Here is a 13,471-nt window from a genome sequence, read left to right as displayed (position 1 = left end):
AGGGCTTTTTACTAAATAAACAAAAAATTAAACAGAATACTTGGTTTAAAAAAATATTTTTCATACCTTTGCACAGAGTGCAATTCCAATCTATTAACATAGTCCAAAACATGTCGAAACTAACTGCAAAGATTAAACGTGATTTGCCATTACGCATCAGTCTGATGATAGTGCTTGCCATGGCGCTGCTGTTAACAGTAACACTGCTTGTCATGCTTCGTTCTTCGCGTAACTCGATGAAAGATGATGCGCTGAATAGAGCCACCTATACACTCGATCGCGCCACCAACAACATCGACAACATCCTGCTGAGCGTAGAGGAAACGGCTGGCAACATATACTTCAACATGAAGTTTGATGATCCGGAACGGATGTACACCTATGCCCATAAGATTGTAGAAACCAACCCATACGTGTCGGGCTGTGTCATCGCCTTTAAGCCTGGATATTTTAAGGGACACGACCTGTTTATGGTATATGCACATAGTACTGATAGTACCCATCAGGATCACTCCACTGCCAACATTGTTCACAGTAACAGTTTCGGCACCAAGCCCTATACCGAACAGATATGGTTTAATCGTCCGATAGGTAAGAACAGAGCCATGTGGATGAACCCGCTACTCGGCATGAAGTCGGACATAGAGCCACTCACCTCGTTCTGTGCGCCTATACTCGACGCTAATCACAGTCCGATAGGTGTTATCAGCGTACATGTGCCACTACAACTGCTTTCAAGCATTATCTCAGCCGCCAGGCCTTCGCCCAACTCCTATTGCGCGCTGGTAGATAACGACGGATCGTTTATTGTTGATCCCACTGTCAGCTATCTCTCAAAAACCAAGGCTTTCAACCTGCCAGGCAGCTCAGTTCAGGAGGCCGTAAAAACAATGATGTCGGGTAATAAAGGCTATCTGCCATTCGACATCGACGGACGTAAGTTCTATCTGTTCTACCAACCATTCAGGATGGCCAAAGTGCCCTATCGCACCTTGATAACAAATCCTGGCTGGAGTATCGGCGTAGTATTCTCAGAAAACGACATCTTTGGCGAGTATAACAAACTATTCAATTTTGTCATCATCATTGCCATCGTAGGCATGGTGCTGATGTATCTGTACACCCGTCTGATTATCCGTCACCGCCTAAAGCCACTCAGGATGCTTACAGAGCTTACGGATCGCATTGCCCACGGACATTATAACGAGCCCCTACCCTCACGCCATCGGAACAAGGACGAGATAGGTCTGCTGCAAGGCCATTTCCAGCAGATGCAACACTCGGTGGCAGCCAACATCAACGAACTGCACGAACTAACCCAAACCATACAGGAACGCAGTAAAGAGTTACATGAGGCTTACGAGCAAGCTCAGAAGGCCGACCGAATGAAGACGGCTTTCCTGCATAACATGACCGACCAGATGTTGGCCCCATCGTTTGCCATCGACGAGGATGTGTCGGCATTAAGTCATTTTGATAAAAAAACAAGCACCCAGACGGTGAGCCAGTTAGTGGAGGACATCCAGCAAAACGGCGACACCATTACGCAGATACTGAATAATCTGATCAACCTCTCGGAGAAAGAAGAAGACCTGGAGGAGAAAGGAGGTAAGCTATGATAAGTATTCGTCGTTCATTCTCGGCTAAGGTCATCATGTGGGTTCTGCTGTTAGCAGTACCAGTTTTCCTGGCATCGGTAGGTGTACTATTCTGGCAGTCGCACAAACTGATACGTGCCGAAGCTGTTAATAAAGCCAGCAATGTACTGGCTTGTGCCATGCACCGTATTAACCGTTATCTGATAACGACCAAGACGGCAAGTCATACTAATGCCTGGATAGTTGAGCAATCACTATACCCCGACTCGATACTGGCCATGACCAACCGCATAGCAACCACCAATCCCTATACCGATGGTTGCGCCATCAGCACCGAGCCAGGTGTTATCCCCCAGTATCCCGATGGATTCATGTCGGTTTCGTTCAATACCAAAGACAGCGTCAATACCTTTATTGAGCCCGACCACAGCTACTTCCAGGAACGTTGGTACAGTATTCCTCGTACACAGCGCAAACCAACCTGGGTGGTGTTTAACGACAAGAACAGGGAACAGGAAACCGACGAAGATGCTACGATAGCCGCCTATACGCACCCCTTGTTCAACAAGAAAGGTAAGTTTGTTGGCGTTATTTCAATCTGGCTCTCATTGCAGCACATCTCCAATATTATGGCCGAGGTACGACCCTATCCGCACTCGTACTATGTGATGATTGACGAGAAAGGGCGCTATGTGGGGCATCCCGATTCTACCCGTCTATTCAACCAAACTATCTTCAGCGTGGCCGACCCACAACATCAGGCCGACCTGATAGCCTTAGGTTACGAGATGACAAAGGGTAATAAAGGTAGCATGTCGGTAAAAATCAATGGCAAAAAATCGCTGGTATGCTATATGCCCGTTGAAGGCACTCCATGGAGCCTGGCTATTGTTTGTCCGCATAGCGATATCTTGAGAGGATTCTACCGTCTTACCTATATTGTAGTGGCACTACTGATTGTAGGTTTGCTGCTTATCTTTATCAACTGTCATAAGGCGGTAACCGTTTCGCTCAGTCCGCTACAGCAACTGCTTGAAAAAACCAAAGCAGTTAGCAACGGTCATTTAGATGTGGATATAGCCCATACCAAGCGAACGGATGTGATAGGCGGATTACAGAACAGTTTTGCCACCATGTTGGAGTCGCTCAATTATTATATCAACAGCGTGCGTACCGCTACCGACCAGACCAAGCGTTACAACCGTGAACTGGAGCATACCACCCAACTGGCGGTAGAGGCCCAGCGCCAGAAAACAATTTTCATCCAGAACGTTACGCACCAGATACGCACACCGCTTAATATCATTATGGGCTTTGCACAGATACTGAATTGCCCTACCGACGACACATCGCTGAGCGAAGAGTTAGGACAGGATGAGATTAAGAGTATTGCCAGCACCATGACGCACAACAGTCGACTGCTTATACGTATGGTGATGATGCTGTTCGACAGCTCTGAAAACGGCAAGGCTGAGACTGCCAATTGTGATAAGCGCGAGATGGTGGCATGCAACGATGTGTGCCAGGTAGCGCTAAAATTCACAACCAAGAATCATCCTGACATACCTGTAGAATACAAGACCGAATTGGCTGATGACTTCTGCATCCACACCAATTTCCGCTATCTGGAATATAGTCTGGAGGAGTTACTCTGCAATGCCGTACGCTATTCCGACCAGCAGCACATCTCGCTGCACGTAACACGTAACAAGGAGTTTGTACGTTTCGTAGTACAGGATACGGGTAAGGGTATTGCCGAGGCCGACCGTGAGCACATTTTTAAGTTCTTTACCAAGGTGGACGACTTTAGCGAGGGCTTAGGCCTGGGCCTGCCCCTTACTAAACGTCATGCAGAAACATTGGGTGGAAACCTGATACTCGACACCACCTACCATGAGGGTAGCCGGTTTATCTTCGAGATACCCGTGGCATAGCATCAGCCACAATGGAAATACTTAGTAACCAACTTCTGGATTTCCTCTGGATAATTCTCTATCGTAATACGGAGGTTCTTATCGTCGAAGGCACGAAGCTGTTCGATGATACCATCTATCATGGCAGGCGAGAACACGCCATACTCCTCGTAGGCCCTACGCTGACGATTCAAGCAGTCGGCCGAAGCCACACACGAATCGGGTAACTGTGCCAGATTAGCCAGACGATCGGCATTCTCGGCAGCATGGATGTTTACATTCACGTAAGTTTTCTCGGCCAGTTTAAGTGCGCCATCCAACTCAAAACCATAACGGCAGGCTACGCACAAGCCAGCCAACAACTGGTAGAGATCGGCAGAGCCATCAGGTGAACGCATCTCAACGGTCTGCTTGATGCTGGTATCATAGCGAGTTTGTGGCTCCAACGGATTCGCAGCATGGCACATATCCACATCTGCAGCCCAGCCTAATGGCACACGTACCAATACGCTGCGGTTTCTGTCGCCCCAACAAACATTGGTAGGTGCCTCCTGATGGGGAACCAGACGGAAGTAGCTGGTTGGATTCTTATTACCAAAAGCGGTAATCGAAGGTGCCAGCACCATCATACCTGCTATCATCTTACGGGCAGCCTCGCTCAGTACACCATTCTCCAGCATCTGGTTCTTACCATCCTTCATCATACGCATGTGAATATGCAAACCAGAGCCAGCCTTACCTGTGGTAATCTTAGGAGCAAAGGTTACATCATAGCCCAACTCATAAGCCAGATTGCGGATGACCCACTTGGCAATCATCAGTTGGTCGGCAGCCTGCTCAACAGCCACAGGCAGGAACTCAATCTCGTTCTGTTCGTAGTTCTTACCATCCAGACTGAAGTTACCCACCTCAGAGTGTCCATACTTAATCTGACCACCAGCTTGGGCAATATACTTCATACAACGGGTGCGGAACTCATTGGCCTTGGCATAAGGTGCCGACTCGTGGTAGCCACGCTGATCCTGAGCAGGGAAAATGCCCTCGTCGTTACTAATCACATAATACTCAAACTCGCCCATGGCCTGAAACTCCATACCTGTTACCTGACGGAAAGCCTCAGCAGCCTTGTGGAGTGTGTGCTCGGGCGATGACTCCAACGGATTGCCATCCTTATCGAAGAACGAGCAGAGCAATGATACGGTTGGAATCTTGGCAAACGGATCGACAAAAGCCGTACGGTAGCGTGGCAACACATACAGATCGCTGCTGCCAGCCTGAATAAACGAGAACAAGCTACTGCCATCCACACGCTCGCCACAAGTAAGTATGGTATCAAGATAAGCCAGATCGTTAATTACAAAGTTAAGGGTTTTCAATCTGCCATCGCCGCCTGGATACATAAAGTTAACCATGCGGATATCGTTGTTCACAATGTAATCAATAATGTCGGCTTTAGTAAACTCTGCCGCGGGTTTCTGAAGTGCCTCTACAATAGGGTTGGCATTCAACATCAGCTTGTCGTTGTTAATCATGATGCTTTATCGTATAATTGTTTGCGTTATATTTCGGGCAAAGATAAGCATTTTTATTGGGTGTATGGTATTATTTTGAGGTTTTTTATAATTTTTGCACAAATATACATAAAAATGGGAGACCGGTTAAAGTCTCCCATCCAACCAATTACTTACAATTAAACGTCGGATAACTACTTTCTACCGACGACTGGCTGCCTGCTATCAAAGGCCAGCCATTAACCCATTCAACACGATCCATCAACACCTGTCGGCCAGCATCGGGATCGCTCCTCATGTAACCATGATATATCATCCAGTCCTGACCGGCATCATCGGTAACAAACTCGGCATTATGGCCAGGGCCTGCCACGTTGTTACTGCCATGCAACAGCACATCGAATGCACCATCTAACATACGCTTGCCATCCTTGGTAACATACGGTCCGAACAGATTCTCAGAGCGTCCGTAGATAACCTGATAGGTACTGTTGTTGCCCTCGCAGCACGAGCCGTTTGATCCAAACAGATAGTAATAGCCATCGCGATGGTGGATATAGGTAGCCTCCATCTGGTTGCCAGCTATCTGTACAGGCTTGGCACCGGGCTTAAGCGTGAGTCCGTCGGCACTCAACTCTACACCATAGATACCATGGAACGAGCCCCAGAACAGATACTTCTTACCATCATCCTCGATATAGAAGGGATCGATACAGTTCTGTATGCCGATATCCTCGCTGATAAACAGTGCCCCATGATCGGTGTAAGGTCCCTGCGGTTGGGTGGCCGAAGCAACACCTAAACCGCAAGTCCACTCACCACCCCAAGTCGACTTAGAGTAATAGAGCATATATTTACCATCAACATAGTTTATATCGGGTGCCCAGATACCACCACCAGGATTCCACTTGGGGCGACTCTCATCAGTAAAAGCCGTACCCACATACTGCCACTTCAGCAAATCGGTAGAACGATAGATGGGCAGGTTGCGGATATCCTCGGTAGCAAAGAGATAGAACACGCCATCGGGCGACTTTACTATAGAGGGATCGGGCAACGAGGTTGCAATGATAGGATTACGATACTTCTGAACAACAGGGATAGGTTTGTTATCCTGAGAGTGCCCACCGTCGTCCGACGATGAGCAACCCAGAATAGGCATAAAGCCAACAATTATACTAACTATAGAAAACATGTAACTTCTTTTATTCTTTACTAACATATTACCAACCAGGATTTTGTGTGAGATTAGGATTACGCTCCAGTTCGCCCTGTGGCACAGCAAACAGTTTTACGTGCTCGCCAATATAGTTATTGGTGTAGCGTTTGGTACCCCAGATTTCGGTCATACCATTAGCACCATTCAGCTGTGAAGGATCGCTAACCAGTGCGCGGTTGGTGCCCAACTTACGATCGAGCCATGTATCCCAACGCAGCTGCTTCCAGTAGAGCTGGCCCTCGCCACAAAGCTCCCAGCCATACTCGTTACGGATACGCTCACGCATGTTGTCCTGACCAGTTACCTTGGTGTACTCGTTGCTATTAAGCAGAGCCAATCCAGGAATACGGGCACGAACCATATTGATGTATTTCACGGCCTCATCGGTCTTTCCCTGCTCGTTCAGAGCCTCAGCCAAAGAGATGAGTGCACCGGCATAACGGAAGATAGGTGTATCGATATCACTGTTCAAGCCGTTCTTGGTTTCACGACCCTCGGGCACAAACTTACGCCACAGGTAGTAGAAGCGGTCGTTGGTATCGGTACGCAGGTCGTAAGGAGCAGCATTATCCGATCCAATGTAAGGCCAACGCAGGGTATAATCCCAGCAGTCGGCAGTTGAACCACCTTTATAAGTAGAGTACGGGGTGATGAAGTTCATCAGCATACGGGGGTCGCGGTTCTGATAGATAGCCAGAATGCGGGCCTCGTTACCATCCTTATCGTACTGACTCATGTCGGCACCGTAGGTTACCATCTGCTGGTAGCCGGCCTTCAGCTTATCGCTGGCAGCATTTGGATCAAGACCATCACGCAGGAAGTAAACCGAACGGGCCTTAGGATCCATCTTTGAGTAACCAGGGAACACCTCGTCCATATTGAATGGCTTACCATCGGCATACTCGTAAGAATCTACAAAGTAAGGATTAGGAATCAGGTTGTTCCAGCAACCAAAACCATCGGCGGTATAAGTATTACGGTTACCATGTGTACGACCTAACAGCGAGCCCATACCCTCCTCGTCGGTGTACTGATACTGGAAGATATACTCATCGTTGCGCTCATTGGCAGCCTTGAACATATTCTTATAGTCGGGGAACAACTGGAAGCCCATGGTGGTGATGGCAGTGAAATCGGCAGCTGCCTTATCCCAGTCCTTCAGCCACATGTAAACCTGACCACGCAGATAGTAAGCACAAGCCTTGGTTACACGACCGTAGTTCTTATCAGAGGTGGCGTACTTATTTGGCAGACTGGGCTCGTTGATAGCCTCAGAGCAATCCTTGATAATCTGCTGCCATACCTCATCGGCAGTGTTACGGGGCTTGGTGTCCTCGCCATACTCTACAGGTTCGGTGTAGATGGGCACACCACGCCACAGCACGTTGGCACGATAGTAAGCCCAGGCACGCAGGAACTTACACTCGGCAATATCACGGGCACGCTCGCTGGCCGCCATGGCCTCGCATCTATCCAGATTATTAATCACGTTGCTGGTACGATAAATCTCCTCATACAAGCGCTTCCACCAGTCGTTGAATCCCCAGTAACCGGCATTACAACGGCCACGGGCCCAATCGTAACCACCCCAGTTAGCATCCAGGTCGCAAACATCGGTAGCAGCATCAAAGTTCTGCCAGTCGGGGCATTCGCCCTGCTGCTCCCAGTAGAAACGTTCGTAGGCACCATTCACCACGGCATCAGCCATGTTATAGGTACTCCATACCAAGTCGGTACCTACACGGTCGGAAGGTTGAGTATCCAGGAAATCGGCATTACAAGCCGTGAGTGCGATACTCGATGCAGCCAAGATAAGACTGCGACACATATTATTAATTATTTTCTTTTCCATATTGGTTATTCATTGTTGATGGTTAAAATGTTACATTCAGTCCGAATGAGAGCTGTCGCATGGTAGCATAACCCTCACCAGAGCGCATCTCAGGATCAAGTCCGGGGAAGCTGGTGATAGTCCACAGGTTCTCGCCCGAGAAGTAAACACGCAGGTTCTCGGCATAGATCTTTCTGCTGATGCTCTTTGGCAATGTGTAACCGATAGTAAGGTTACGAAGCTTCAGGTAATCGCAGCTATAGAGATGGAATGTATTGTCGAGGGCATCACTCATACTTGGATTCTCGAGCGACATACGTGGATTCTTCGAAGTAATGTTGGTACGAGGATCGTTGGGGTTATTGGGATCATAGAAGTAGTGATCGTCGGCAATCCACTGTGGGATGCTCAAACCAAATACCACGTTTGATGAGTTCTGACCAATCTCACGCCAGTAGGTTGAGAAACCTGTGGCTCCACCCCAGTTCATCGAGAGGTCGATACCCTTCCACTCTGCATGCATCTGCATACCGAAGGTAAACTTAGGAACGTTCGACTCGCCCATGAACTGTTGGTCGTGACTGCCACCATAAACCTTATCGCCATTGGTATCGGCATAGATATACTCACCATACCAGATAGCATTCTGGGTAACAGCGTGCTGTGGCTCGAACGAGTAGCCGGCAGCAATCATATCCTGTACCCACTTCAGGTCTTCGGGCGTACGGATCATACCATCGCGTGGACCACCATTGGGGTTAACCACACCGTTGGCATCGTAATAAGTTCCGTTACCGCTATAGATAGGATATACATAGAACTCGTTCATCATGTGTCCCTCAACCAGGCGCTGGGTACCACCCGACGAAACCTCACCAAGGTTAGAGTAGTACACGTTAGGATCGGGATTGTTAGGATCGGCACCCCATCCCTGAATGATGCCACCCTTATAGTCGGTTACCTTGTTCTTATTGAACGAACCGTTAACAGCCACACCATAGGTTACATCGCCAATCTTATCCTCCCAACGGAAGGTCATCTCCAAACCGCGGTTGCTAACACCAGCCAGGTTCTGCAATGGAGCCACCTTATCACCGAAGATCAGTCCGATAGACGGGCGGTAGAGGATACCAGAGGTCTGCTTGTCGTAGTAGTCGATAACACCCGACAGACGACCACCGAGGGTACTGAAGTCGAGACCCAGGTTGAAGGTCTTGGTAGTCTCCCAGGTTACGTTCATGTTAGGCAGGTTCTTCAGGTAAAAACGGGGCACCTTCTTGCCACCCATGGTGGTGTAACCTGTTTCGTACCACGACTGATAAGCATAGTTATCAACCGATGAGTTTCCCAGCTTACCATAAGAGGCGCGCAGCTTCAGGTTATCGAATACGCTGAGGAATGAGTTCTTGGCAAAAGCCTCCTCACTGATACGCCATCCAGCCGATGCAGAGGGGAAGAAGCCCCAACGGTTATCGGGTGAGAAGCGTGAAGAACCATCGTAACGGAAGTTAGCCTCTAACAGGTAACGTGAATCGTAGGCATAGTTCAAACGACCGAACCAAGAACGATAGGTATAACCGGTAAAGTTACCACGTGTGTACTCCTCCGATGTCAGGGTATTCAGGTCGGTCAGTGTGGCATCAATCATACCCATCTTCTTCACATCGGTATTACCATCGCTGTTCTTACCTTCCTCGAAACCTACCAACGCACCTACATCGTGCTTCTGGGCAAAGGTGTGGGCCCAGTTCAGGGTATTGGTAATCTTCCAGTTATAGTAGTGGTGATAGTACATATAGCTTGAGAGGGCCTCGAGTGCAGCAGGCGATGCCACCACCTCGTTACGACTGAAGCTATAGCTCTCGTTCTGTCCGTCGGTGTACTTATGACGGGCATTGTAGTAGTCGTAACCAAAGGTTGACTTGAAGGTAAAATCCTTCAGGAACTTCACCTGAGCATAGGCGGTACTGTAAGCGTGGGTAGTCTTATAGTAACTGTCGCCATCGCCATTCAACAGTTGCATGGGGTTGTGGGCAGCACCATCCTCAACCGATGTCTCGATACCACCAAACTTACCATCGTAATAAGGATAGATACCAGGCACGGTCTTCAGGAACTCCCAGCTCGATAGGGCATCCACGTTGTTACGGTCGCGATCGCTGTGTGTACCCCATACCTGAGCACCCAGCTGTAACCAGTTAGTTACATCCGAAATCAGCTTCAGGTTGATAGAGTACTTCTGCTCGCCCGAACGAACAATCATACCAGGGTTATCGAGATAGGTTAATCCAAGGTTATAACGTGTGCGGGTGTCCTTACCCGACAAAGAGATAGCGTGCTCCTGCATTACCTTGGTCTGGTAAATTTCATCATACCAGTCGGTGTTAGGATAAGCCACGTAGTTGGGATAGCCCGACTCGGCAATGCCATTAGGATTAGCCTCAGCCTGACGCCACTGGTCAATCACGCTTTGTGGATATTTGCCGGCTGTACCGATATTCTCGCTGGCCTCGTTCACCATCTCCATATAGTCGGCATAGTTCGACATAAAGCGAACCAGCTTTGACGGTTTGTTGATCGACAACCTTCCGGTATAGGTTACATTCACCTTACCCTCGGTACCACTCTTGGTTGTAACCAGGATAACGCCGTTAGCACCACGGTTACCATAGATGGCACACGATGCAGCATCCTTCAGGATCGAGATACTCTCGATATCCATGGGGTTCACATCCGAGAGACTCATCTCCATACCATCTACCAATACCAGCGGACTGGCATCGTTCATGGTTCCCACACCACGGATGTTTACCGAGAAGTTCTCGGCGCCGGGCTTACCTGAGCCCTGCAGGATATCAAGACCGGCAGCCATGCCCTGCAATGCCTGGGCCACAGTGGTAACAGGACGCGAGTTGGCTTCCTTCTCAAGGTTTACCGATACCACCGAACCTGTCAGGTTCACCTTTTTCTGGGTACCGTAACCCACTACTACTATCTCGTTCAGTTCGTTGCGGTCTTCCTTCATGGTTACTACCATGTTATCGGTAGCACGAGCAGTCACATCTACGTAACCGATATAGGTAAACACCACTTGTGCATCGCTCTTACTGAGCTGCAGTTTAAAACGTCCGTCCATATCGGTAACAGCGGCATTCTGCGTGCCCTGTTCCTTAACGGTAACGCCAATCAGGGGTTCACCCTGTGCATCAACCACTGTACCAGTAACAGTACGTTGCTGCTGAGTGGCTGCTACAGTACTGGAATGAACCGATAAGGCCAGATTTCGTTCGGCTAAAGCTGGCGAAGCTGCCATCAGCATAGCTGCGCCTACCAACGAGGTAATTAATCTTTTTTCCATTTCTTGATGTTTAGGTTTAATTGTTTTTGTTTATTTCTTCAGAAAATCATCTGTTCGTGTTGGTGAATACATTTCCCAGAGCGAGGCGATAGTCCAGCCTGGTGCAAAGAGGTTATTATAGAATCCCTTACCATTCATACCATAATCCCAAGTGGTGTGCTGTACTACCTCGGGATAGAATCCGGGTACTGAGATACCACAAAGGCGCTCGGGTGTAGGCATCAGCTGTGAGAGCGAGTTAAAGATTACATCGTGCATCTGCAGGAAACGCTGGTTACCCTTCTGCTGGCCCAACCACTTTACAATGTGTGGCAACTCGAATACAAACACATCAATATGGTTGTTCTCTACCGATACGTTACTCCAGCCACGGGTCTTCAAACCTAAGTCGCCCAGCATCTGACCCTGTGCAAAGGGTACATCCCACATGTAATACCACGACAAGGCAAAGTAAGCAGCCTTTTCACACAGGTCGATATAACGCTGGCGCTCCTTACCCTTGGTTACAGCTGCCAGGTAATAGGTAGCAGTAACAGCAGCAATGGCAGCCTCTTTATCCTCGCAGTTAGCATCGAGGGTTGATGAGAAGTAATCGCTCTTTGAGATGATATTCTGCTCCAGATAGTCAACAGTGCGACGGGCAGCCTCCAGGTACTGTTTCTTACCGAAGTAGCGGTAACCCATCACCAAGGCTGAGGTAGACGATGGTGTGCTACCACCAGTGCCATCCACGTCGGTACCATTGTCGTGATACTTACGGGCAAAGCTGCCATCGGCCTTCTGCAGTTTCAGGAATCCATCCAGGATACCCTTTATACGTGCCTCCCACTGGGGATGACGACGACCGTGTGCCTTCTCGTACTTGAGATATAACAGAATGGCATAAACACCCTCTGACTGCTGACGGATAGAGTGTACTACCTTATCATCGCTTGGGAAACCACGTGTAAAGTTCACGTTATCGTAGAAGTAACCTGCACTGGTAAGACCATGCTGCAGATAGCTCTCCAGAATCTCATTACCCATGGTTACGAGATCCTGCTCGCCATGCTGTTCGCCGTACTCGATAGCATTGAAGGCATTCAGCAGCACACGACCACAGAAACCTACCTGTGCCTCGGGGAAAGGCTTACAATCGCTGGTAAGCAAGGTGTGACCCGAGTTGTACTTCAAGGGATAGTTGCTTACATACGATTGACGGAAATAGTTAGTCAGTCCCTTCTTCATCTCCTCAGGCGTAAAGAGTGGCTTCAATGCCTGTGGCTTCAGGTTATCGAAGCAGCGCTGCCACATCAGTGTTACGTGCTCGCCAAAATCTTGAGCTTCGCTCTCAGCAATACGCCATTTCAATGTCTTGGTCTCGCCCTTCTCAATCTTAGCGAAAGCAAATACCGGAGCTGCCAGGGTGAGCTTACGAATATAGCGCTTAGGGGTCTCGATATAAGGATAGCCGAAGGTAAGTTTAGCCTCCTGCTGCTCGCAATCCAGACCTAAATAACCCAAAGAAGTCTCACCACTCAGAATGATTTCACCCTGCTGATGTGTGGTCAGGCACTCCTTGGGGCTATCGAGCAGTCGGATCACAGATACCGATTTACCATTAGCCTCATCATAGACACTCGTCATGGGCGACGACAGACGATCCTCGCGGAAGTTCCAACTCTTTGAAGTGTGGAAAGCCGGCGCCTGCTTGGGCGAGCGCAGGTTGCGGTGATACCAGAAACCTGGCAGATAGAACTCACTATCGGCCGACTTGATGCCTGTGGCAAGCTGCGCACCGAAGTTGTAATACGTAGTGGCATCGGCCTTGATGGTAACGGTATAAACCTGATCGTTGCCATCGTTTGCCAACTGCGCACTGATGTGCAAAGGCAATGCCTTACCATCGGCAGGCTTTAGCTGATTGCCGTCGGCCTGTAATTGAATAATTTTTGCCTCGTTGCCTGGCTGCTTGATACTAATCTGCGTTTGGATGTTGATAGCAGAAGCATTCATCGAAAAAGCAGCAAAGACTGTTAATAAAAAAGTTTTGTTGAACATA

Annotated in this window: 7 protein-coding genes; 2 read left to right on the top strand and 5 right to left on the bottom strand. The window is 48.8% G+C overall.

Annotated elements, in window-relative coordinates; all coding sequences use genetic code 11:
* Positions 1–110 precede the first annotated feature (110 nt).
* Together T499_RS0101715 and T499_RS0101710 are read left to right on the top strand one after the other, a co-directional pair.
* Positions 111–1,619: a PDC sensor domain-containing protein gene (locus tag T499_RS0101715; protein ID WP_084162848.1), complete on the top strand. Its 1,509-nt coding sequence runs from the start codon at positions 111–113 to the stop codon at positions 1,617–1,619.
* Complete coding sequence (locus T499_RS0101710) at positions 1,616–3,532, top strand: ATP-binding protein (protein WP_232221035.1); 1,917 nt, start codon at positions 1,616–1,618, stop codon at positions 3,530–3,532. Before T499_RS0101715 ends, T499_RS0101710 begins: the two co-directional genes overlap by 4 nt.
* Before the next feature lie 2 nt (positions 3,533–3,534).
* Here T499_RS0101710 and T499_RS0101705 read toward each other — a convergent pair whose 3' ends face one another.
* The 5 genes from T499_RS0101705 to T499_RS0101685 form a co-directional block, all read right to left on the bottom strand.
* Positions 3,535–5,043, bottom strand: a complete 1,509-nt coding sequence (locus T499_RS0101705) for a glutamine synthetase family protein (RefSeq protein ID WP_033149500.1) — start codon at positions 5,041–5,043, stop codon at positions 3,535–3,537.
* Between the two features lie 148 nt (positions 5,044–5,191).
* Positions 5,192–6,217 carry a family 43 glycosylhydrolase gene (locus T499_RS0101700; RefSeq protein ID WP_232221034.1) on the bottom strand — a complete coding sequence of 342 codons (1,026 nt, stop codon included), beginning with the start codon at positions 6,215–6,217 and terminating at the stop codon, positions 5,192–5,194.
* A 28-nt stretch (positions 6,218–6,245) separates the two neighbouring features.
* Positions 6,246–8,093 (bottom strand): RagB/SusD family nutrient uptake outer membrane protein, encoded by a 1,848-nt coding sequence (locus T499_RS0101695; RefSeq protein ID WP_013064098.1) that lies wholly within the window; start codon positions 8,091–8,093, stop codon positions 6,246–6,248.
* Positions 8,094–8,115: 22 nt separating this feature from the next.
* Complete coding sequence (locus tag T499_RS0101690; protein WP_033149498.1) at positions 8,116–11,430, bottom strand: SusC/RagA family TonB-linked outer membrane protein; 3,315 nt, start codon at positions 11,428–11,430, stop codon at positions 8,116–8,118.
* A 30-nt stretch (positions 11,431–11,460) separates the two neighbouring features.
* Positions 11,461–13,470 (bottom strand): hypothetical protein, encoded by a 2,010-nt coding sequence (locus T499_RS0101685; protein ID WP_033149497.1) that lies wholly within the window; start codon positions 13,468–13,470, stop codon positions 11,461–11,463.
* Position 13,471: the final 1 nt, after the last annotated feature.

The sequence above is a fragment of the Prevotella sp. RM4 genome, assembly GCF_000701965.1.
GTDB lineage: Bacteria > Bacteroidota > Bacteroidia > Bacteroidales > Bacteroidaceae > Prevotella > Prevotella ruminicola.
The sequence above is the reverse complement of the archived record's forward strand: the minus strand, read 5'-3'. Positions and strand labels throughout refer to the sequence as shown.

Bases quoted from the DNA above. Each gene is read 5' to 3' on its own strand.
- T499_RS0101715 (WP_084162848.1), top strand. From the start codon at position 111: ATGTCGAAACTAACTGCAAAGATTAAACGTGATTTGCCATTACGCATC.
- T499_RS0101710 (WP_232221035.1), top strand. From the start codon at position 1,616: ATGATAAGTATTCGTCGTTCATTCTCGGCTAAGGTCATCATGTGGGTT.
- T499_RS0101705 (WP_033149500.1), bottom strand. From the start codon at position 5,043: ATGATTAACAACGACAAGCTGATGTTGAATGCCAACCCTATTGTAGAG.
- T499_RS0101700 (WP_232221034.1), bottom strand. From the start codon at position 6,217: ATGTTTTCTATAGTTAGTATAATTGTTGGCTTTATGCCTATTCTGGGT.
- T499_RS0101695 (WP_013064098.1), bottom strand. From the start codon at position 8,093: ATGGAAAAGAAAATAATTAATAATATGTGTCGCAGTCTTATCTTGGCT.
- T499_RS0101690 (WP_033149498.1), bottom strand. From the start codon at position 11,430: ATGGAAAAAAGATTAATTACCTCGTTGGTAGGCGCAGCTATGCTGATG.
- T499_RS0101685 (WP_033149497.1), bottom strand. From the start codon at position 13,470: ATGTTCAACAAAACTTTTTTATTAACAGTCTTTGCTGCTTTTTCGATG.